Origin of the sequence: Pseudomonas sp. RA_15y_Pfl2_54 (genome assembly GCF_963971015.1) — a bacterium.
GTDB lineage: Bacteria > Pseudomonadota > Gammaproteobacteria > Pseudomonadales > Pseudomonadaceae > Aquipseudomonas > Aquipseudomonas baetica_A.
This window is the reverse complement of record NZ_CAXAPN010000003.1, coordinates 163,983-184,476: the sequence shown is the minus strand read 5'-3', so window position 1 is coordinate 184,476 and position 20,494 is coordinate 163,983. Positions and strand designations below refer to the sequence as shown.

General features: G+C 61.3%; 18 protein-coding genes and 1 pseudogene. 17 read left to right on the top strand and 2 right to left on the bottom strand.

The genetic code is table 11. The annotated features are described in order from the left end of the window. Positions 1-35 precede the first annotated feature (35 nt). Genes AACY50_RS03735 through AACY50_RS03720 form a run of 4 tightly spaced genes read left to right on the top strand, consistent with a single transcriptional unit; the run spans position 36 to position 3,886 of the window. Positions 36-1,553 (top strand): TolC family protein, encoded by a 1,518-nt coding sequence (locus AACY50_RS03735; protein WP_339431636.1) that lies wholly within the window; start codon positions 36-38, stop codon positions 1,551-1,553. Beyond that, on the top strand, positions 1,537-2,142 hold the full coding sequence (cysC, locus tag AACY50_RS03730) for an adenylyl-sulfate kinase (protein ID WP_339431635.1): 606 nt from the start codon (positions 1,537-1,539) through the stop codon (positions 2,140-2,142). The genes AACY50_RS03735 and cysC overlap by 17 nt, the downstream gene beginning before the upstream one ends. Beyond that, complete coding sequence (locus AACY50_RS03725) at positions 2,139-2,924, top strand: aspartyl/asparaginyl beta-hydroxylase domain-containing protein (protein WP_339495755.1); 786 nt, start codon at positions 2,139-2,141, stop codon at positions 2,922-2,924. Before cysC ends, AACY50_RS03725 begins: the two co-directional genes overlap by 4 nt. After that, entirely contained in the window at positions 2,912-3,886 is a 975-nt protein-coding gene (locus AACY50_RS03720; RefSeq protein WP_339495766.1) for a sulfotransferase family protein, read from the top strand. Before AACY50_RS03725 ends, AACY50_RS03720 begins: the two co-directional genes overlap by 13 nt. Here the strand turns inward: AACY50_RS03720 and AACY50_RS03715 are convergent. Next, a complete protein-coding gene (locus AACY50_RS03715; protein WP_339431633.1) occupies positions 3,852-4,610 on the bottom strand; it encodes a slipin family protein in 759 nt (252 codons plus the stop codon). The genes AACY50_RS03720 and AACY50_RS03715 overlap by 35 nt on opposite strands. Before the next feature lie 2 nt (positions 4,611-4,612). Further along, the gene (locus tag AACY50_RS03710; RefSeq protein WP_339431632.1) at positions 4,613-5,143 is read right to left on the bottom strand and encodes an NfeD family protein; all 531 of its coding nucleotides are present in this window, start codon (positions 5,141-5,143) and stop codon (positions 4,613-4,615) included. A gap of 318 nt (positions 5,144-5,461) precedes the next feature. Here AACY50_RS03710 and AACY50_RS03705 point away from each other — a divergent pair, with 318 nt between their 5' ends. The 13 genes and pseudogenes from AACY50_RS03705 to pgaD all read left to right on the top strand — a co-directional run bounded on the left by AACY50_RS03705 (position 5,462) and on the right by pgaD (position 20,342). After that, the gene (locus AACY50_RS03705) at positions 5,462-5,701 is read left to right on the top strand and encodes a DUF2789 domain-containing protein (RefSeq protein WP_339431631.1); all 240 of its coding nucleotides are present in this window, start codon (positions 5,462-5,464) and stop codon (positions 5,699-5,701) included. Positions 5,702-5,798: 97 nt separating this feature from the next. Beyond that, a pseudogene (locus AACY50_RS03700) lies at positions 5,799-6,015 on the top strand (type II toxin-antitoxin system RelE family toxin); the annotation flags it as partial. Positions 6,016-6,158: 143 nt separating this feature from the next. Further along, the gene (locus AACY50_RS03695; RefSeq protein ID WP_339431666.1) at positions 6,159-6,587 is read left to right on the top strand and encodes a MarR family winged helix-turn-helix transcriptional regulator; all 429 of its coding nucleotides are present in this window, start codon (positions 6,159-6,161) and stop codon (positions 6,585-6,587) included. Continuing rightward, positions 6,584-8,647: an FUSC family protein gene (locus AACY50_RS03690; protein WP_339538156.1), complete on the top strand. Its 2,064-nt coding sequence runs from the start codon at positions 6,584-6,586 to the stop codon at positions 8,645-8,647. Before AACY50_RS03695 ends, AACY50_RS03690 begins: the two co-directional genes overlap by 4 nt. Further along, positions 8,644-8,853 carry a DUF1656 domain-containing protein gene (locus AACY50_RS03685; RefSeq protein WP_027611129.1) on the top strand — a complete coding sequence of 70 codons (210 nt, stop codon included), beginning with the start codon at positions 8,644-8,646 and terminating at the stop codon, positions 8,851-8,853. The genes AACY50_RS03690 and AACY50_RS03685 overlap by 4 nt, the downstream gene beginning before the upstream one ends. Next, positions 8,850-9,737: an HlyD family secretion protein gene (locus AACY50_RS03680; RefSeq protein WP_339431629.1), complete on the top strand. Its 888-nt coding sequence runs from the start codon at positions 8,850-8,852 to the stop codon at positions 9,735-9,737. The genes AACY50_RS03685 and AACY50_RS03680 overlap by 4 nt, the downstream gene beginning before the upstream one ends. Then, positions 9,734-11,176, top strand: coding sequence for an efflux transporter outer membrane subunit (locus AACY50_RS03675; protein WP_339538153.1), 1,443 nt, complete (start codon positions 9,734-9,736; stop codon positions 11,174-11,176). Before AACY50_RS03680 ends, AACY50_RS03675 begins: the two co-directional genes overlap by 4 nt. A gap of 93 nt (positions 11,177-11,269) precedes the next feature. Further along, the gene (locus AACY50_RS03670) at positions 11,270-11,905 is read left to right on the top strand and encodes an NADH:ubiquinone oxidoreductase subunit N (protein ID WP_221730958.1); all 636 of its coding nucleotides are present in this window, start codon (positions 11,270-11,272) and stop codon (positions 11,903-11,905) included. A gap of 302 nt (positions 11,906-12,207) precedes the next feature. Then, positions 12,208-13,713, top strand: coding sequence for a YdgA family protein (locus AACY50_RS03665; RefSeq protein ID WP_339463933.1), 1,506 nt, complete (start codon positions 12,208-12,210; stop codon positions 13,711-13,713). A gap of 257 nt (positions 13,714-13,970) precedes the next feature. Then, positions 13,971-16,451: a poly-beta-1,6 N-acetyl-D-glucosamine export porin PgaA gene (gene pgaA / locus AACY50_RS03660; RefSeq protein ID WP_339538151.1), complete on the top strand. Its 2,481-nt coding sequence runs from the start codon at positions 13,971-13,973 to the stop codon at positions 16,449-16,451. A 12-nt stretch (positions 16,452-16,463) separates the two neighbouring features. Beyond that, positions 16,464-18,461 carry a poly-beta-1,6-N-acetyl-D-glucosamine N-deacetylase PgaB gene (gene pgaB, locus AACY50_RS03655; RefSeq protein ID WP_339538150.1) on the top strand — a complete coding sequence of 666 codons (1,998 nt, stop codon included), beginning with the start codon at positions 16,464-16,466 and terminating at the stop codon, positions 18,459-18,461. Position 18,462: 1 nt separating this feature from the next. Next, positions 18,463-19,818 (top strand): poly-beta-1,6-N-acetyl-D-glucosamine synthase, encoded by a 1,356-nt coding sequence (pgaC, locus tag AACY50_RS03650; RefSeq protein WP_339431624.1) that lies wholly within the window; start codon positions 18,463-18,465, stop codon positions 19,816-19,818. Further along, positions 19,815-20,342, top strand: a complete 528-nt coding sequence (pgaD, locus tag AACY50_RS03645) for a poly-beta-1,6-N-acetyl-D-glucosamine biosynthesis protein PgaD (RefSeq protein WP_339538149.1) — start codon at positions 19,815-19,817, stop codon at positions 20,340-20,342. Before pgaC ends, pgaD begins: the two co-directional genes overlap by 4 nt. Positions 20,343-20,494 lie beyond the last annotated feature (152 nt).

Sequence of the window (20,494 nt, the reverse complement as noted above, 5' to 3'; positions counted from 1 at the left end):
CTTAACACTGAGCGGGACCTAGGGGCGATCCACGGATGAAAAGAAGTCAGAAGTTGTTCGGCGCCAGCCTGCTGGCGCTGGCGATCAGCGGGTGTGCAGTCACCAGCGAACCGATTGAGCGCAGTGTCAGTGAGCAGCGGGCCAGAACCGACCTGCAAAACATGTACAAGGATCAGGAACCGCTGCGCGGCCCCCTGACGCTGCATCAGGCCATGGCCCGCGCAGTGAAGTACAACCTTGAAGGCCGCTTGAAGATCATGGAGGAAGCGCTGGCCAAGCGGCAGCTCGACCTCGCCAGTTTCGACATGTTGCCGCGCATGGCGCTGGATGCCGGGTATGTGGGGCGTAACAACGTCAGTGCTTCCAGTAGCCAGAGCGTGCGCACCGGCACCCAGTCGCTGGAACCGTCGACCTCGCAGGATCGTGACCGCGAAGTGGCGGATCTGACCATGGTCTGGAACGTCCTCGACTTCGGTGTCAGCTATATCAGCGCCAAACAGCAGGGTGACCAGCGCCTGATCGTGCAGGAGCGTCGGCGCAAAGTGATCAACACCATCGTCCAGGATGTGCGCTCGGCGTACTGGCGAGCGATGGCCGCCGAACGTCTGCTCAAGCAGATCGACAGCCTGATGGCGCGGGTCGACACGGCCCGGAAAAACAGCCAGAGCATGAGCGAGCAGCGCATTGGCGACCCGGTTCAGGCCTTGGGTTATCAGCGCTCACTCATCGAAGCCACGCGGCAATTGGAGGAGCAGCGCCGTGCGCTGTCGCTGGCGAAAACCGAACTGGCCACCCTGATCAATCTGCCGCTGGGCACAAATCTCACGTTGGCCACTGATGATGGTTATCAGGTTCCCGAACTCAAGGTCGATCTGGCGAAACTCGAACAGGAGGCTTTGACCAGCCGTCCGGAACTGCGCGAGCAGGATTACCAGACGCGCATCAGCGCCGCCGAGACCCGCAAAGCCATGCTGCGCTTGCTGCCGGGTCTGGAGTTTTCGGCCGGCGGGCATTACGACAGCAACTCGTTCCTCGTCGAGCAAGGCTGGGCCGACTACGGCGTGAAAATCACCTGGAACCTGTTCAACGTGATCTCTGCTCCGGCGGCGATCAACGTCGCCAAGGCCGGCGAAGAAGTCGCCACTGCACGGCGTCAGGCAATGTCGATTGCAGTGCTGGCGCAGCTCTATGTGGCCAATGCCAACTATCAAGAGGCGTTGCGCCAGTTCAAGACCAGCCAGCAGTTGTCCGACATTGACGGGCAGATCGTTGGCCAGTTGCGCAATCGTCATCAGGCCGCCGGCATTGGTGAGCTGGAGTTGATTCAGGGTGAGCTGAACAACCTGCAAGCCGACCTGCGTCGTGATCTTTCTTACGCCGACCTGCGCAATGCCTACGGCCAGATCTTCGCCAGTGCCGGGCTCGATCCGTTACCGGATCAAGTGCAGTCCACGGACGTGCAGGCGATCGCCAACGCACTGGCCAATCGTGAGTCGGCGTGGGCGGCGGGGGATATCTCGTTGCCAGTGGTGGCGAATGCCTCCGCGCAATGACGTGCTGGCGCCAAGCGCCAGCATCAGCCGTATGCAGCGCGAGGTCCGCAATGGCCATCGCGGTGCGGCCATTCTGCTGACCGGTTTGCCGGCGGCGGGCAAATCGACGCTGGCTCAAGCGCTGCACGCCACGATGTTCGGGTGTGGCTGGCAAACGGTGGTGCTTGATGGCGATAGCTTGCGTATCGGGCTCAATCGGGATTTGGGATTCAGTGACGCGGATCGCCAGGAAAACATTCGCCGCGCCAGCGAGCTCGCCGCTTTGCTGGTGGAAAATGGTCAGATCGTGATTCTGGCAATGATTGCGCCATTGGCCGAACTGCGAGAAGTCTTTGCCCAGCGTTTGGGCGAGGACTATCGCGAGGTCTGGTGCAGCGCCTCATTGGCAGTGTGCGAGCAGCGTGATCCGAAAGGGCATTACGCTCGGGCGCGACGGGGTGAGTTGGCCGGGTTTACCGGGGTCTCGGCACCGTATGAGCCACCGTTGCAGGCCTCGTTGGTGCTCGATACGGGTACGCAGACCGTTGAGGCCTGCCTTGATCGTCTGTTGACCTGGCTCGGCGATTGCTCGGTGCTGCCCAAGACATGAGCCGTCCGGCGTATGCGCGACTGCCGGTGCCGGTGGATTTGCCACTGTTGTTACAAGCGCTGGCGGCGATTGCCGAAGACGCCTGGCGCAGTCACTTCAACACGCAATATTTCTCGGGAGACTGGAGCGGCGTGGCGCTGATTTCGGCGGCCGATGCGCTGACCGAATTGTCGCCCGGACGCGGTCAACCGTTACTGCGCGCGCCTTGGCTGCTGGATGAGCGCTGGCGCCACGGTCTGCGGGATTTGCAACTGGACATCGTCAGTGCGCGATTGTTGCGGTTGGGCCCCGGTGGGCGAATTCATGAGCACCGCGACTACGATCTCGCCGAGCCAGACGCCGATGTGCGCCTGCACATTCCGTTGCTCAGTCCACCCGATGTGGATTTCTGGCTCGACGGTCAACGTGTGCCGATGATGGCGGGGCAATGCTGGTTTCTCGATCTGGCACGACCGCATCGGGTGGTTAACCGCGATACCTCGACGCGGGTTCATCTGGTGCTCGATTGCCGGCCTGGCGCCTGGCTTGCACGGATGATTGATGAAGGGCTGCCGAGTACGCCTCCAGCGCAATGGGCCGACACGGCGCTGCAGCGTTTTCAGCGACTGGTCGCTGAGGATGCCTCGCTGTCCTCAACCTTGCGGGCACTCAACGACCCTGAACAGTTCATCACGCGAACCCTCGAACTGGCCGCCGAACAGGGCTTGCCGTTCTCTCGCGAAGAACTGCGCGCGGCGATGCGCCAGGGACGGCGGCAATGGAACGAACAATGGAGCGGCTGAACCTGGACGGCTGGTTACCGGTGCGTGTCTGGCCGGTCGCAGGGCGTTGGCAGGTGGATTGGTGCTGGTTCGGCGATACGCCACTGCATCAGCCCTTTTTTCGCGACGCGGTCGAGGAGGCATTGCGCCTGCCGTTCAATCAGGCATTTCGTCGACAGACGCCGCTGTCGGCGCTGACCGATTGGCAGGCGCAAAGTCCGGGGGTGGCGCCGAGCGCATTCATTTTGCACGCCTCGCGCTGCGGCTCGACGCTGATCAGCCAGATGCTCGCCCGGCTCGATGACCACATCGTCGTCTCGGAACCACCGCCGCTGGACGCCTTGTTGCGCAGCGATCTGCCGGCGTCTGAACGTCGAGCCGCTATCAGCGGATTGCTCTCGGCTTACGGGCAGCGTCGTCGAGGCGTGGAGCAGCGGTTGGTGATCAAGCTTGATGCGTGGAACATCGGTGAGTGGCCGCTCCTGCAAGACTGTTTTCCTGATACGCCATGGTTGTTTCTGTATCGCGACCCGTTGGAAATCGCCGTTTCCCACCTGCGCCGCCCGGGCATGCACATGGTGCCGGGCATGCTCGGCGACTGCGTGCTGGAGGACGGTTTGCCGTTTGAGGGGCGTGAGGATTTCATTGCCCGGCGCTTGGGTCGATTGCTGGAGGCGGGTAGGACGCAATGCGAAGTGTCAGGTGGGCTGCCCGTCAATTACAGCGAGTTGCCCGGGGCGATGGCAGGGCGATTGGCAAGTTTTTTTCAGTTGAGCGCTGAGCAGCTTCAGCAGGCGTTCGCGGCGACGGCGCAACATGCCAAGCAGCCCTCACGGACGTTCGTCGCCGACAGCGACGAAAAGCGCGGCGCGGCTTCGGCGTTGTTGCACAGGCATGTGCAACATTTCGCGCACGCGCCCTATGAAGCGCTGGAACGCTTGCGTCATCTCAGGACTTGGCCGACAAATCCGCCATCCCCTTGAGTAACTCGATCGGCAGCGGAAAGACGATGGTCGAACTCTTGTCGCCGGCAATCGAACTCAAGGTCTGCATATAACGCAACTGCATGGCCCCTGGCTGACGGCCGAGCATTTCGGCGGCCTGCATGAGTTTTTCCGAGGCCTGCAACTCGCCTTCGGCGTGAATCACCTTGGCCCGTCGTTCCCGTTCGGCTTCGGCCTGTTTGGCGATGGCGCGCACCATCGACTCATTGAGGTCGACGTGCTTGATCTCAACGTTGGCGACCTTGATGCCCCACACGTCAGTCTGGGCGTCGAGCACTTGCTGGATGTCGATGTTCAACTGCTCGCGCTCGGCCAGCAATTCATCCAGCTCATGCTTGCCCAGTACCGCACGCAGGGTGGTCTGAGCCAACTGGCTGGTGGCGGAGAGGAAGTTCTCGACCTGAATGATCGCCTTTTGTGGGTCGAGCACGCGAAAGTACAGCACTGCATTGACCTTCACCGAAACGTTGTCGCGGGTAATCACATCCTGCGGCGGTACATCGAGAACGATGGTGCGCAAGTCGACCCGAACCATTTGCTGAACCACCGGAATCAGCAGGATCAGCCCCGGACCTTTGACTTGCCAGAAGCGCCCGAGCTGGAACACCACGCCGCGTTCGTATTCGCGCAGGATGCGAAACGTCGACGCGGCGAGGGCGATCACCAATAACAGCAGCGCGAAAAAACCGATTTGCAGACCCATGATCACTCTCCGTGTCGAGCCGCGTCAGCCGCGGCGACTTTCAGCAGTAAGCCCTTGCGTCCCACTACGCGTACCGATTGTCCGCTGTGCAGCGGTGTCGCGCTGTGCACCTGCCATTGCTCACCTTGCAGGTGTATCCAGCCGTGATGGGCATCTTCAGTCTGCACCGTGGTTATTGCCGTCACACTGCCGACCAGGCCCGCATCGCCACTGACGGCGTGGCGCGGTCGGGTTTTCAGGGCGCGGATGATCAGCGCAAGCAACAGCAAAGCGCTGACCAGACCCAGACCGATCATCATCGGCACCGGCAAGTCCGCGTTGCCCAGCATCAGCGCGCCGATCACGAACATGATGATCCCGCCCAGACCAATCACGCCGTAATTGGGCAGTGCGGCTTCGGCGATCAGAAAAACGATACCGAGGGTGACCAGCCAGAGACCGATCGGGTTGACCGACGACAGTGGAACATCGGCGGCGATCGCCGAGCCGCTCAACAGCAGTAACCAGAGAAACGCACAACATCGACTGTTCACGTGACCCTCCGGGCGCGTCATGGGTGTGCTTCTTTGAGTCTAGTTGAGCCTTGAACTGGTTGAATGTTGATCAGTGTGCGGATGTGTCCAGTGAGCGGATTTTCCTGCGCCTGCAACTCGCCGAACTAGACTCAAACACACCGCTACAACCGTTCCAATGCAGCGCCGAGGTGCATCAGGCCGGGAGTTGAGTCATCAGGTTTTGTGGCGTTCGCGTTGGCGCTTTCGCGCGCAAGCCCGCTCCCACAGGTGACCGCGACCCCTTGGATGCCGCTCGCGAATAATCGCCCAGACACCATGTTCCCAAGGAGTTCCCCCATGGAAAGCCCCACCCATAGCCTGCCATCCCTGTTCAAACAACTCGGCCTGGACAACGACCCCGTCCGCATCGACCAATTCATCACGAGCCATTCTCCGCTCAAACCCGAATTGCACCTGGCAGACGCGTTTTTCTGGACCAAGAGTCAGGCTGATTTTTTGCGCGACGAAATTCTGGACGATGCCGATTGGGCGGAGGTGGTTGATCAATTGAATGTGTTGTTGCGTACGGGGCGGTAGGCCTGACCGAAGGGTGATCGTTTCCTGCCGGATGGATGCCAGGCGATGTTTACGAAGCAATGATGGAACGGCTTGATGATTTGGAACTGGCAGAAATCATTCGCTCCGAGATCAATTGAAAAAAGAAGCTCGCCGAAAGATTGGCGCTGCCGAGAGTCCCGGCTGATGCACTCCACGGGATGCCCGACTGTTACAAAATCAAACTCAAAACGTCGGGTTACCGTTTGGTTTATCAAGTAATCGATGAGCGAGTTGTCGTCGCTTCAGGTCATCGTGAGCGCAGCAGAGTTTACGAGAAGGCCCAAAAACGCTAACAGGTCCCCACCTCGTCGTTTCTCTTCGGCTGACAATCACTTTGTTTCAAAACTTGACTGAATTTCCCTCGCAATGCGATATTGATAGTTAGCAAACTAACAGTGTGCCTTGTCCCGTGCCCGATACCCTCGACGCTCTCCAGATGAACATCAGCAGTGCCATGGTGGTGGCCGCCAGGCATTGGCGCAAGATCTGCCAGACCACGCTGGTCAACTATGGAATCTCCGAAGCCTGCGCCGTCCCTTTATTGATGATCGGGCGTTTGGGTGAGGGTGTGCGTCAGGTGCAGGTGGCGCAGGCGGCCGGGATGGAGAGCCCGTCGCTGGTGCGTCTGCTCGATCAGTTGTGCCAATCGGGGTACGTGCGCCGCACCGAGGATGTGCAGGATCGCCGCGCCAAATGCCTGAGCCTGACCGACACCGGTCGTGAGCTGGTGCACGCGGTGGAAGTCGAACTGGTGCGCCTGCGTCACGAAGTGCTCGACGGGATTGATCAGAGCGATCTGGAAGCTACGCTTCGGGTACTCAGGGCTTTTGAGGCGGCGAATCCGCCGCTGGTGGTCAATTCTTGAACGGTTTTTTCTCAGGCATTCCGCCGACCCGCGACTGGTTCTACGGGGTTCGTACTTTTGCCGCGTCGATGATCGCGTTGTACATCGCCTTGCTCATGCAAATGCCGCGTCCGTATTGGGCGATGGCCACGGTGTACATCGTCTCCAGCCCGTTCCTCGGGCCGACCAGCTCCAAGGCGTTGTACCGTGCAATCGGTACCTTTCTCGGCGCAGCGGCGGCGGTTTTTTTCGTGCCGATGTTCGTGCAGAGCCCTTATGTGCTGGTAGTCGTCATCGCGCTGTGGACGGGTATTTTGCTGTTTCTATCCCTGCATTTGCGCACCGCCAACAGTTACGCGCTGATGCTTGCCGGCTACACCTTGCCGCTGATTGCCTTGCCGGTGGTGGATAACCCGCTGGCGGTGTGGGATGTCGCACAAGCACGTACCGAAGAGATTTTCCTCGGCATTGCCGTCGCCGCTGTGGTCGGCGCGATGTTCTGGCCACGCCGCTTGGCGCCGGTGTTCAACGATGCCGTCGGTAAATGGTTCATCGATGCGACCAGCTACAGCCTGAAGTTTCTCAGCCGCGACGTGCAGCCTGAAGCAGTCACGGCCCTGCGCATGGCCATGGTGGCCAATTTCAACAGCCTGGAATTGATGATCGGCCAGTTACCCCATGAAGGTTCGCTGCCGCAAACCGTGCGAAACACCAAGGAACTGCGCGGGCGCATGATCCATCTGTTGCCGGTCATCGACGCCCTCGAAGATTCGCTCTACGCCCTCGAGCGGCGCACCCCGGAACTGGCAGAACGGTTCGCGCCGCTGTTGGCGGCGACCCGTGACTGGCTCGCTCACCAGGACGCCGATCTGCAACGCTGGCAAGCCCTGAAAGACCAGCTCCAGGCCCTGCAACCGAGCACGCAGGCGCTGGAGGATCGCAGACAATTGCTCTTCTCCAACGCGATCTATCGCCTCGGTGAATTCATCGATCTGTGGCAAGACTGCCGCAGTCTGCAGGCGGCGATTGTGTGTGAGCGTCAGGACAGCTGGCGCGCGGTGTATCGCCACTGGCGCCTCGGTCGCCTGACGCCGTTTCTTGATCGCGGGCTGATGCTCTATTCGGTGGCCTCGACCATTCTGGCGATCATCGTCGCTTCGCTGCTGTGGATTCTGCTGGGCTGGCCGGACGGCGGCAGCGCAGTGATTCTGGCGGCGGTGGCGTGCAGCTTCTTCGCCTCGATGGACGACCCGGCGCCGCAGATCTACCGGTTCTTTTTCTGGACGGGCATGTCGGTGCTGTTCGCCAGTCTGTATCTGTTTCTGATTCTGCCCAACCTGCATGACTTCCCGATGCTGGTCCTGGCGTTTGCCATCCCGTTCATCTGCATCGGTACCCTGACGGTGCAGCCGCGTTTCTACCTCGGCATGCTCCTGACGCTGGTCAACACCTCATCGTTCATCAGCATTCAGGGCGCTTACGATGCGGACTTTTTCGCCTTCGTGAATTCCAACCTGGCGGGGCCGATGGGCCTGTTGTTCGCGTTCATCTGGACGCTGGTGGCGCGCCCGTTCGGCGCCGAGCTGGCGGCCAAGCGCCTGACCCGTTTCAGTTGGAAAGACATCGTCGACATGACCGAGCCGGCCAACCTTGCCGAACACCGCAAGTTGGGCGTGCAGTTGCTCGATCGCCTGATGCAGCACCTGCCGCGTCTTGCCCTCACCGGCCAGGACACCGGCATCGCCATGCGTGAAGTGCGCGTGGGTCTGAACCTGCTCGATTTGCTCGCCTACACCCCACGGGTCACCGGCGTGCCGAAGGCGCTGTTGCAGCAAGTGGTGGTCGAGGTCGGCGAGTACTTCCGCGCCTGCCTCAAGGCTGGCGAACGCCTGCCGGCGCCGAGTCCGTTGCTGATGACCATGGACCGCACGCGCCGTGCACTCAATGGCCACGGCGACGAAGAAACCCGTTTCCACCTGTTGCACGCCTTGAGCGGTCTGCGTCTGGCGCTGTTGCCCGGCGTCGAATTCGTTTCCAGCGCCGAGCCCGAAGAACCGTTGCCCGATGGAGCGCCCCTATGATTGGTGATCTGGACATCAGCGGCATCTTTCTGCCGACCTTGCTGGTGTTGATGGGCATCACGTATGTGCTGTTTTTGCTGGTGCATGGCGTGCTGACACGTCTGCACTTTTACCGTCTGGTCTGGCACCGGGCATTGTTCAACGTGGCCCTCTACGCCGTGCTGCTGTACGGCGTGGACTCACTCAGTCGATACCTGATGACATGAAAAAACCGTTTTTGACCATCGGTCGCGTGGTACTGACCCTGCTGATCGTGACTTTTGCCGTTGTCCTCGTCTGGCGCATGGTGATGTATTACATGTTCGCGCCGTGGACCCGTGACGGCCACATCCGTGCCGACATCGTGCAGATTGCCCCGGACGTCTCCGGGCTGATCCAGCAGGTCGAGGTGAAAGACAACCAGTTGATCAAACGGGGTCAGGTGCTGTTCAGCATCGACCAGGATCGATTCAAACTGGCCCTGCGCCAAGCCAAAGCGGCCGCCGCCGATCGCGAGGAAACGCTCGCGCAAGCACAACGCGAAGCCAAGCGTAATCGTGGCCTGGGCAACCTGGTGCCGGCCGAGCAACTGGAAGCAAGCCAGTCTCGCGTGGCCCGTGCGCAGTCGGCACTGGCCGAAGCGCGGGTGACGGTGGACAGCGCCCAGCTCAACCTCGACCGCTCGGTAATCCGCAGCCCGGTGGACGGTTACGTCAACGACCGGGCGCCGCGTGCTCAGGAATTCGTTACCGCCGGGCGTCCGGTGCTGTCGGTGGTCGACAGCAACTCGTTTCATATCGACGGCTATTTCGAAGAGACCAAACTCGACGGCATCCATGTCGGCCAGTCGGTGGATATCCGCGTGGTCGGCGACCGCGCCAGGCTGCGCGGGCATGTCGAAAGCATCGTCGCCGGCATCGAAGACCGTGACCGCACCAGCGGCAGTAACCTGCTGCCCAACGTCAACCCGGCGTTCAGTTGGGTGCGCCTGGCGCAGCGGATTCCCGTACGTATTGCCTTTGATGAGGTGCCGGCGGACTTCCGCATGATCGCCGGGCGTACCGCCACTGTTTCGATCATCGACGATCAAAAACAGGAGTCCGCGCCATGAACAGGGCCCTGATGATCGCAGGCTTGGGCGTGATGCTCTCGGCCTGTCAGATGGTCGGGCCGGACTATCAGGTGCCCGAGGACGCGGCGGTCCAGCGCAAGGATTTTCAGGGTGAATTGGCGGTGGCCGGCAAACCCGTGGTGTCGGCGCCGGTGCCAGCGCACTGGTGGCGGTTGTACAAGGATCCGCGCCTGGATCAACTGGTGCAGCAAGCCATGGCCTCCAACACGGATCTGCGCGTGGCGGCAGCGAACCTTGCGCGGTCTCGCGCTCAAGTCGACGAGGCCGAGGCCGCGGGTGGCTGGAGCGCCGGGGTGAAGATGGGCGCACAGCGTTTGCAGGAATCCGGTCAGGCATTTTTGCTGCCAGAGAAAGTGCCAGTGGCCAACGTCGCCGACATAGGCCTCAGCGCTTCGTATCAGTTTGACCTGTGGGGCACCCTGCAACGCGGGATCGAAGGCGCGAAGGCCAATGCCGATGCGACTCAAGCCGCTGCTGACACCGCACGGATCACATTGGTGGCCGACGTGGTTCGCGCCTATACCCAGGTTTGCGCGGCCAATGAAGAGCGAGAAATCGCCCAGCATTCCCTCGACTTGCAATCGCAAAGCACCACGCTGACCCAGCGCTTGCGCGATGCCGGGCGTGGTGATGAAACCCAGGTCACCCGTTCGCAAACCCAATTCAAATCCTTGCGCGCTGAAATGCCGCGTTATGAAGCAGCGCGTCAGGCCGGGCTGTTTCGCCTGTCGATGCTGCTGGCCAGACCGGTCGATCAGTTGCCGGCCGGCACCGCGACCTGCGCCGAGTTGCCGAAAATCGCCCAACGGGTGCCGGTCGGCGATGGCGCCGCGCTGCTCAAGCGCCGCCCGGATATTCGTCAGGCGGAACGGCGTCTGGCGGCCTCGACGGCCGGGATCGGCGTCGCCACGGGCGAGTTGTACCCGGACATCAGCATCGGCGCGACCCTCGGCACTGTCGGCATCATCGACGACTTGGGTGATCCCTCGACCAACCGCTGGGGCTTCGGCCCGTCGTTGAGCTGGAAGGTGCCGACCAACGGCGCCCGCGCGCGCATCCGCGAAGCCGAAGCGGCGGCGCAAGGCGCACTGGCGCATTTCGATGGCGTGGTGCTCAACGCCATCCGCGAAACCCAGACGGGCCTTGCGCAGTACAGCGCTGTGCTGCAACGCCGTGACGCGCTGGCCGATGCCGCGCAGTCGGCGAAACAGGCCGCCGACCAGACACACCGCTTCTTCCAGGCCGGCCGCGAGTCGTTTCTCGCCGACTTGCAAGCGACCCGCACCTACACCGATGTCACCGCGCAACTGGCCGCTGCCAACACGCAAGTCGCCATGAGCCAGATCGATTTGTTCCTCGCCCTCGGCGGCGGTTGGGAAAGCGGACGAACGCAAGCTTCAAGCCCGAGCAAACCCTGAGGCCATAGCTATGCTTTGAAGTGTTGAAAGGGCGCCCCGAGCAAAGCGCCCCTTCAGCGCACATCGCTAGCGCTGGTCTAGGGGAAACCAATAATGAAAAACCCTTACGCTCTCGGCTTCTGGTGCGCCCTCGCAGCGTTGGTGCTGCTCTCGGCCACCTATTTCTACGGCATCATGCTGGCCCACCAGATCGACAAGGCCATGGTTTTCCTCGACAGCGCCGTGGCGCTGATTGCGGTCATGGCAATCGTCGTGGTGGCGTGGGCGTCGGTCCAGGTTCAGCGGGTCAAAAAAAGACAGCTTGAACAGGGCAAGACGCTGGTGCTGATCTGGGACACCAAAGTCGCCCTGCGCCGGGTCGAAACCGTGTTCGACCGGTATTTCTGGGGCAGCTACTGGCAGCCCGGCCGCACCTTCGCCGAAGTCATGGGCGAACTCACCGGCACGCCGCTGGAAAAAAGCCTCGAAGCGCTGAAGAAGCAGTGTCTGGAACTCGACAAGCAGATCGACAGCGAGGGCTGGCACTGGCTGAACAATGCCCGTGAACTGTCCGACGTCGCCACCGCCATGGCCCGCGAGCGCTATCAACTCGACTACTGCGACCCGCGCGCCGATGGGCCGGGCGGGGCGGTGATCGATCGGGACTTTGAAGTGCTTGTGTATACCTGGACGGCACGCCTCAAAAGCTTTGATCATCAACTCGATGAGATCGAGGTTCAGTATTCCTGATCTTTCGTTGAATGATCTGGCCTCTTCGCGAGCAAGCCCGCGCCCACAGGAGATGTGTGCTCAGCACCACGCTCCTGTGGGCGCGGGCGTGCTCGCGAAGGCGGACCGAGCAGCACTGAAACTCTCCCGGCTTGCCAGCTATCCACACTCCCCATAGACACTCTTTAACCTTTAAACATTGGGCCATCATGCGCCCCAGTGCTAATCTCCACCCCTCATTTCAGCGGAGTCGAGCCGCAACCCGGTCACGGGTTCAGGGAAGACGACCCCACTTTCAGCCACGGAAATCGATCAGGTCATTCATGAATAAATCAGCAGGCGTGCTACTCGGAATTGTTGTTGCCATCGGCGCGATCAGTGCAGGCGGGGCCTGGTACACCGGGACCAAGATCGAAGGCGTGTTGAACAACGCCGTCACCAATACCAACAAAGAGCTGCAAACCGCCATGGCCGGCTCCAACGGCACGATGTCGCTGGAACTGGTGTCGCTGGAACGTCACACCTTCACCAGCACCGCGCACTATCGCCTCAAAGCCGAAGGTGAAATGTTCGGCGATGCGCCGGTTGAATTGCTGTTTGTCGATCACCTCGAGCATGGCCCGCTGCCGTTCTCGCGTCTGGTGTCGCTGAAGTGGTTGCCGGTCATGGCCACCAGCAATTACGAACTCGAAAAGAGTCCGGCCACCGAAAAATGGTTCGCCGCCACCAAGGGCGCCGCACCGCTCAAAGGCGTGACCAACATCGGCTACGACGAATCCACCACCAGCACCGTCGACCTGTTGCCACTGGAAATCGCTCTGGATGAGCAGTCGAGCCTGAAATTTTCTGGCCTGACCATGGACATCTCCGCCAGCGCCCAAGCGCAGAAGGTCAAGGCTGACGGTTACATGGACAGCCTGAAACTGGTCACTGTGGCCGAAGATCAGGCGCCGGTGCAGATCGAACTCAACGGTTTGACCCTGGCCAGCAACCTCACCAAGAGCAGCTACGGCTACTACACCGGCAGCAACACCCTGGAACTGTCCAACAGCAAAACCACCTTCGGCGCCAAGCAATCGGTGCTCGGCGTGAAGAACTTCGAAATGAAGAACCTCACCGAGGAGAACGGCAGCAATGCGTCCGGCCGTGCGGACTACCAGATCGGCGAAGTCACCCTCAACGACAAGAAAATCGGTTCGGCCAGCATGGCCATGAGCCTGAAGAACCTCGACATCCCGTCGACGATGTCGCTGATGCAGGTCTACCAGACCAAATTGCAGCCGTACGAAAAAGCCGCGGCCGAAGCGGCCGCTGCTGGCCTGCCGGCACCGGAGCTGAATCTGACCGAAGCCGAATCGGCCCAGGTCAAAGCCGACTTGCAGAAATTGCTGGCCGCTGGCCCGCAAGTGGCACTGGAAAACCTGTCGCTCAAGACCGCCAACGGTGAGAGCCGCGCCAATCTGGTGATCGACCTGACCAAGCCGCAGTCGATGGATCTGCCGCCGGATCAGCTGGCCAGACAGTTGATCGCGCTGCTCGACCTCAATGTCACGGTGTCCAAGCCGATGCTGGTCGATCTGCTCAGCGTACAGGCGCAGCTTGATGGTCAGACCGACGCCAAAGCCATCGTCGATGGGGCCAGCGGCACCGCCGACATGTTCTCCGCCATGGCCGTTGGTTCGCAATTGGCGACCGTCGATGGCACCAACGTCGTGACCAAGCTGCATTACGCCGCCAATCAGGTGGAATTCAACGGCCAGAAGATGACCGTTGAGCAGTTCGTTGGCTTCCTGATGAGCAAGTTCGCAGGCGTCACGCAAGTGCAGTAATACTGCGCTCTAAATAGCAACGCCCGGCCTCTGCATTGCGCAGACGCCGGGCGTTTTGCTGTCTGGCGTTTGGCTTTTCGGCATCCCGGCTAAGCCGTTACCGTGAATCTGAACAATTATTGTGTTCTGAATCCTGGTCCATGCTTGCGTGCAAAACTGCCCGACTGAGCTTGGCTGAGTGTTTTTCACCCAGTCTCCGTTACGAATTGGGCAAAAAGGGCATGACGACCCGGCTGGCCATGTAAGGATGCTGACGAATGCCGCGTATTGATGGTCCTGTATTACATCGTGGTCTACGCCCCTGGATTCGAATCGCGCTCTGTAGCCAGTTGCTGTGGCCGGCGCTGGCGCTTGCCGACACTGAATACGATCAACGGGTGCTCGATGCCCGTGCGGGGCATTACACGCCTGCGCTGACCGTGCTGCGTCAGGTGCCGCCGGGTCTGGCAACCACTGGGCAGATCAGCGATCACCTGCAAATTGCCGGTTGGGCCGGGCTCGACGCCGAAGTGGTCAAGGTTTATGAAACCCAGGGCCGCGACCGGGTACTGCCGATTCAGGCGCTGACCGCCACCGCCCGTGCTTATCGCAACCTCAAACGTTGGGATCAGGCCACTCAGGTCTATAACAAGGCACTGGCGCTGGAGCCGGACAATGCCGACCTGCAACTGGGCCTGGCCTTGACCCAGGCTGACGCCGGCAAGCCCGATGAGTCGGTCTCGCGCGCCAAAGCGCTGGTGGCCGCCAAACCCGACGACCCGTCACGCCGCCTCGCCCTGGGCTATGCCCTGACCCGCGCCAACAAACCTTACGACGCCCTGTTCGAATACGATCAGGCGTTCATTCGCGCCGGCAACAAACCTGAAGTCGCCCGCGAATACGTGGTTGCGCTGCAAAAGGCACGTCTGCCGGAGCCGGCGCTGCGGCTGGCCCATCAGCGTCCGGGTCTGATCGATCCGGTGACCCTGCGCCGCCTCGAAGGCGATCTGGCCGCCGAGCGCGTGCGTCTGGCGGAGTTGGCCACCCGCAGCGAAAAAGAACGCTATGTGATCGCTGACCGGGCGTTGGCCGATTACGACAAACTGCTCGCCACCTGGACACCGGACGCGACGGCTCACGACGACGTGATCCGCTGGCGCATCGACCGCATGGGCGCGCTCAAGGCGCGGGCGCGTACCGCAGACGTCATTGCTGAATACGAAAAGCTGCAAGCCGAAGGCGTGAAGGTGCCGACCTATGCCCAACGCTGGGTGGCGTCGTCCTATCTGGATCAACGCGAACCGGAAATCGCCACTGACCTCTACCGCCAAGTGCTTTCGGCACCGGACGCCGATGTCGGTGATCGCCTGGAAGACACGACCGCGCTGTATTACTCGCTGCTCGAAAGTGATCGCGCCGATGAGGCCCGAAACGTGGCCGAGGATGCAGCCAAGTCTCAGCGCCCGCGTATCGAGCTCAAAGGTCTGCCCATCGGCAACCCCAATGACGAATGGATGGATGCCCAGCAACTCGCGGCGCAGGCCGGCACTTACGCATCCGATTTGCCCCATGGCGAAGAGCGTTTGCAGGTGCTGGTCGGGCAGGCGCCGGGCAACATCGGTTTGCGTCTGGCCCAGGCTGATTTGTACCTGGCCCGTAACTGGCCGCGCCGCGCCGAGAACCTGCTCAAGGAAACCGAGGCCATGGCGCCGCGCAATATGGGCCTGGAAATCGCTCAAGCCCAAACCGCGATGGAGTTGCAGCAATGGCGGCAAATGGATGCGCTGACCGACGACGTGATTGAGCGCTTCCCGGATAACCGGCAAGCACAGCGCCTGGCCCGCCAGCGCGACGTGCATGACATGGCCCAGTTGCGTGTCGAAAGCTATGGTGGCAAGGCTTTCGGCGGCAACAGCGGCGATACCGGGGCGGTTGCCGGCAGCAAGGATTTCGGTATCGAAAGCACCTTGTACAGCCCGCCGATCGATGAAGACTGGCGCGTGTTTGCCGGGGTCGGCTATGCCACCGGCGACTTCGCCGAAGGCACCGGTCATCACCGTTTCCAGCGTGTGGGTCTGGAGCGGCGCAGCCGCGACATGAGCCTGGAGGCTGAAGTCTCCAATCACGCTTATGGTTTCGGCGACAAACTCGGCGCACGACTGGCGATTGCCCGCGATATCAACGACCACTGGCAGTATGGCGCCAGCCTCGAATACCTGTCGGCGCAAACCCCGCTGCGGGCCTTGAACAGCGACATCACCGCCAATGGCGGCAGCGGCTTCATTCGCTGGCGTGCCAATGAAAGTCGCGAGTGGCGCCTGTCCGTCAGCCCTTCGCACTTCAGCGATGGCAACAACCGGGTCGAAGCCTTGCTGACCGGGCGTGAAGGTCTCTACAGCGCACCGAACGTGCAGGTCGACGCCGGTCTTGAGGTCGGCACCAGCCACAACTCCAACTCCGCAGACGTGCCGTACTTCAACCCGAAGGCGGACTTCAGCGTCATGCCGCTGCTGAACGTCAATCATGTGCTCTACCACCGCTACGAAACCTCGTGGAGTCAGCAGTTCCAGGTCGGGGCAGGCACTTACAGCCAGCGCGACCAGGGCACTGGAGGCATGGCGTTGCTCGGTTATGGCCAGCGCTATGCCTGGAACGACGTATTCGAGGTGGGAGGCATGTTGAGTGTGATCAACCGGCCTTACGACGGTGACCGGGAATCCGATTTGCGTCTGCTCGTCGACCTCACTTTCCGCTTCTAGAAGAGTTTGAAGATGCCTTTGACTTCGCGTTTCATCCTTCTGCTGGGGGTGCTGCTGGTCAGCGCCTGTGCCCAGCAAGCCCCGGCGTTCGCCCCGCCGTCCGAGCGCCCGGTGGCGGCCAGCGAAAAGCCGTGGCCGAAAAATCACGTACTCGGTATCGCCTATCACGACGTCGAGGATGTCGACCCCGATCAGGCCGTGGTGGCGGTGCGTACCGAGCGCCTGATCGAGCAACTCGCGTGGCTGCGGGAAAACAATTACCAGCCGGTTACGGTCGATCAGATCATGGCCGCACGCAAGGGTGGGCCGCAGTTGCCAGCCAAGGCCATCCTGCTCAGCTTCGACGACGGTTATGCCAGTTTCTACACCCGTGTGTTGCCAGTGCTGCGCGCCTACAACTGGCATGCGCTGCTGGCGCCAGTCGGCACCTGGCTCGATACACCGCTCGATCAACCGGTGGATTTCGCCGGCACGCCGCGTGCTCGCTCCGACTTTCTGACCTGGGATCAGGTGCGCGAAATCTCGCGCTCCGGGCTGGTGGAAATCGCCGCCCACACCGATGCCAGCCACAAAGGCATCCTGGCCAACCCGCAAGGCAATTTGCAGCCTGCGGCGGCTACCCGGGGCTATAACCCTCAGACCAAACGCTACGAAACCGAGGCCGAATTTCAGGCGCGAATTCGCACCGACGTAGCGGCCATCACGGAAAAAATCCGCAAGGTCACCGGTCATAAGCCGCGTGTCTGGGTCTGGCCTTACGGTGCGGCAGACGGCACGTCGCTGACGGTGGTCGATGAACAGGGCTATCAGATGGCCCTGACCCTGGACGACGGCCTAAACAGCCTAGATAACCTGATGAGCAGCCCGCGCTTTTTGGTCGCCTCTGACCCGGATGGCGAACATTTCGCCAACAGCGTCGTCGGGGTGCAGTCCGATGCGGTGATGCGGGTGGTGCATGTGGATCTGGACAACGTCTACGACCCGGACCCGGCGCAGCAGGAAATCAACCTCGGCAAGCTGATCCAGCGCATGGCCGATATGGGCGCCAATACCGTGTTCCTGCAGGCGTTCGGCGACCCGAAGGGCGATGGTCTGGTGCACTCGCTGTACTTCCCCAACCGCCATCTGCCCATGCGTGCGGACATTTTCGACCGCGTTGCCTGGCAACTGCGCACCCGCGCGAATGTGAAGGTCTTCGCGTGGATGCCGGTGCTGAGTTTTGGTCTGGACTCAAAACTGCCGCGCGTGACCCGTTGGGACCCAAAAACCGGCACCACTTCGGTGGACCCGGATCAGTATCAACGCTTGTCACCGTTCGACCCTGAAGTACGACGGATCATCGGTGAAATCTACGAGGACGTGGCGCGCTTGACGTCGGTCGACGGCATTCTCTATCACGATGACGCGGTGCTCTCGGACTTCGAAGACGCCAGCCCGGCGGCGCTCAAAGTCTACGCGGCCAACGGCTTGCCGGGCTCGATTGCAGCGCTGCGTGATGATCCGGCGGCCATGCAGCGCTGGACGCGTTTCAAGAGCCGCTACCTGATCGATTTCACCAACGAGCTGACGGCCAAGGTTCGCGCCATTCGCGGCCCGCAGGTGAAGACCGCGCGCAACATCTTTGCCGAACCGATGCTCAATCCCGAGAGCGAAGCGTGGTACGCGCAGAACCTCGACGACTTCCTCGCCACCTACGACTGGACGGCCCCGATGGCCATGCCACTCATGGAAAAACAGACTCAGGCGCAATCCGGGCCGTGGCTCGAAGCGTTGGTCGACACGGTCAAGGCCCGTCCCGGCGCACTGGATCGCACGGTGTTCGAATTGCAGGCACGGGACTGGACGAAAAAGGACCAGGCCGACATCGACAGCCAGCAATTGGCTGACTGGATGAGCCGTCTCAAACGTCAGGGCGCGACCAGTTTCGGTTACTACCCGGACAACTTCCTCGACAACCTGCCGGAGCTGAAAACCGTCCGGCCCGCGTTCTCCAACAAATGGAACCCATGACATGCTGGATAGACTGTTAGCCCTGCTTGTTCTGGCACTTGTTCTCGGCGTGCCGCTGGGACTGATTTTCCTCGTCACCGGGCAGTTCCTGATGGACTTCGTGTTCTTCTACCCGTTGTTCATGTCGGGGCTGTGGATTGCCGGTGGCCTGTATTTCTGGCTGCACTGGGAACGCCACTGGCCCTGGAAGGACGACACGCTGCCGCCACCACTGGCCGGCGAGCCGCTGATCTCGATCCTGATCCCTTGCTACAACGAAGGCGACAACGCCGCCGACACCATCCATGCGGCGCTGGCCCAGCATTACCCGAACATCGAAGTCATCGCGATCAATGACGGCTCCAAGGACAACACCGCCCAAGTGCTCGACCGGCTGGCCAAGGAAGACCCGCGATTGCGGGTTCTGCATCTGGCAGAAAACCAGGGCAAGGCAGTCGCCCTGCGCATGGGCGCTATCGCCGCGCGCAGCGAATATCTGGTGTGCATCGACGGTGACGCGCTGCTGGCGCCGAACACGGCGGCCTATCTGGTGGCGCCCATGCTGGATAACAACCGCCTCGGCGCGGTCACCGGCAACCCACGGATTCGTACACGCTCGACGCTGGTCGGGCGGGTGCAGGTGGGTGAGTTCTCCTCGATCATCGGTTTGATCAAACGCACGCAGCGGGTATTCGGGCGGATCTTCACCGTGTCGGGTGTGATCGTCGCGTTCCGCCGCACCGCGCTGCACCGGGTCGGTTACTGGAGCCCGGACATGATCACCGAAGACATCGACATCAGCTGGAAGCTGCAACTGGACCACTGGAGCATCTTCTACGAGCCGCGCGCACTGTGCTGGATCCTGATGCCGGAAACCCTCGCTGGTTTGTGGAAGCAGCGTCTGCGTTGGGCCCAGGGCGGCGCCGAGGTGCTGTTCAAGAACATCCGCGGGATCTGGCAATACCGCCATCGTTATCTGTGGCCGCTGTTGTTCGAATACTGCTTGTCGACCGGTTGGGCGTTCACCTTCCTGCTGTCGGTGATCTTCTGGGGTGTCGGCAAGTTCGTGGTCATGCCCGAAGCCATCGCCGTGGATCACCTGATGCCGCCGGCGTTTACCGGGTTGTTGCTGGCCTTCGTCTGCCTCGTGCAGTTCGCCGTCAGCATCATCATTGATCGGCGCTACGAACCGGGGCTGGGCAAAACCATGTTCTGGGTGGTGTGGTACCCGATTGCGTTCTGGCTAGTCAGCTTGCTGACCACGCTTGTGAGTTTCCCCAAGGTGCTGTTTGGTCAACATCAGAAGCGTGCGCGCTGGGTCAGTCCTGATCGGGGTATCAAACCGATCGGGGACGATGAAGAGGAGGTTATCAAATGAAAATCATCCGGACTCGCCAGCGGCCGTTTCTGGTCGTGGTCGATGCATTCTTTACCGTTATTGCCTGGATTGGTCTGTTGTATCTGATGGTGCGAGGGTTGTGGCCGCTGATCGAAAGCCACGAAGGTGCGCCGCGGATCGATAGCTCGGCGTTTGATGCGCTGGCCACCTTGCAGATTTATCTGTGGGTGGCGGTGGTCAACGCGGTGATCCTGATCGCTTGGGCGCGTTACCAACAGCGCAAAAGCCGCGGTTTCGCTCAACGCCGTTTGCCAGCGCCGGTGGCCGATGACGAGGGGTTGAGCAAGAGCTTCAAGCTGTGCGACGAGCGTTTGCAGAAGCTGCGTACGCCCGGGGTGATGACCATTCACAACGATCAAGAGGGTGACGTGAGCAACGTGGTGCTGAATTTCCGGCCGGTGGAACTGGCGGAGCTGCCGCCACCCCTGGCGCCGCTGGAGCACCCGCGCGTGATCTTTCTGCATGCCGAGGACGACGACAATCGTCAGCCGCTGAGCCCATGAGCCGCTGAACGGGCGGCACCGCGCAGGGTTTGCTCGCGGGTATTGCTCTCGTGAGTGTGCGGCGCGGTGCTAGGTTCGGGCATTTGCTGCTGCCATGGCACGGCAGGTACAGCTATAGTTTGCAGGCCGACGACGGCCTCACTGTACAAGGT

Bases quoted from the DNA above. Each gene is read 5' to 3' on its own strand.
- AACY50_RS03685 (WP_027611129.1), top strand. From the start codon at position 8,644: ATGATTGGTGATCTGGACATCAGCGGCATCTTTCTGCCGACCTTGCTG.
- AACY50_RS03715 (WP_339431633.1), bottom strand. From the start codon at position 4,610: ATGGGTCTGCAAATCGGTTTTTTCGCGCTGCTGTTATTGGTGATCGCC.
- AACY50_RS03705 (WP_339431631.1), top strand. From the start codon at position 5,462: ATGGAAAGCCCCACCCATAGCCTGCCATCCCTGTTCAAACAACTCGGC.
- pgaC (WP_339431624.1), top strand. From the start codon at position 18,463: ATGCTGGATAGACTGTTAGCCCTGCTTGTTCTGGCACTTGTTCTCGGC.
- pgaA (WP_339538151.1), top strand. From the start codon at position 13,971: ATGCCGCGTATTGATGGTCCTGTATTACATCGTGGTCTACGCCCCTGG.
- AACY50_RS03720 (WP_339495766.1), top strand. From the start codon at position 2,912: ATGGAGCGGCTGAACCTGGACGGCTGGTTACCGGTGCGTGTCTGGCCG.
- AACY50_RS03695 (WP_339431666.1), top strand. From the start codon at position 6,159: ATGAACATCAGCAGTGCCATGGTGGTGGCCGCCAGGCATTGGCGCAAG.
- cysC (WP_339431635.1), top strand. From the start codon at position 1,537: ATGCCTCCGCGCAATGACGTGCTGGCGCCAAGCGCCAGCATCAGCCGT.
- pgaB (WP_339538150.1), top strand. From the start codon at position 16,464: ATGCCTTTGACTTCGCGTTTCATCCTTCTGCTGGGGGTGCTGCTGGTC.
- pgaD (WP_339538149.1), top strand. From the start codon at position 19,815: ATGAAAATCATCCGGACTCGCCAGCGGCCGTTTCTGGTCGTGGTCGAT.
- AACY50_RS03675 (WP_339538153.1), top strand. From the start codon at position 9,734: ATGAACAGGGCCCTGATGATCGCAGGCTTGGGCGTGATGCTCTCGGCC.
- AACY50_RS03670 (WP_221730958.1), top strand. From the start codon at position 11,270: ATGAAAAACCCTTACGCTCTCGGCTTCTGGTGCGCCCTCGCAGCGTTG.
- AACY50_RS03680 (WP_339431629.1), top strand. From the start codon at position 8,850: ATGAAAAAACCGTTTTTGACCATCGGTCGCGTGGTACTGACCCTGCTG.
- AACY50_RS03665 (WP_339463933.1), top strand. From the start codon at position 12,208: ATGAATAAATCAGCAGGCGTGCTACTCGGAATTGTTGTTGCCATCGGC.
- AACY50_RS03725 (WP_339495755.1), top strand. From the start codon at position 2,139: ATGAGCCGTCCGGCGTATGCGCGACTGCCGGTGCCGGTGGATTTGCCA.
- AACY50_RS03735 (WP_339431636.1), top strand. From the start codon at position 36: ATGAAAAGAAGTCAGAAGTTGTTCGGCGCCAGCCTGCTGGCGCTGGCG.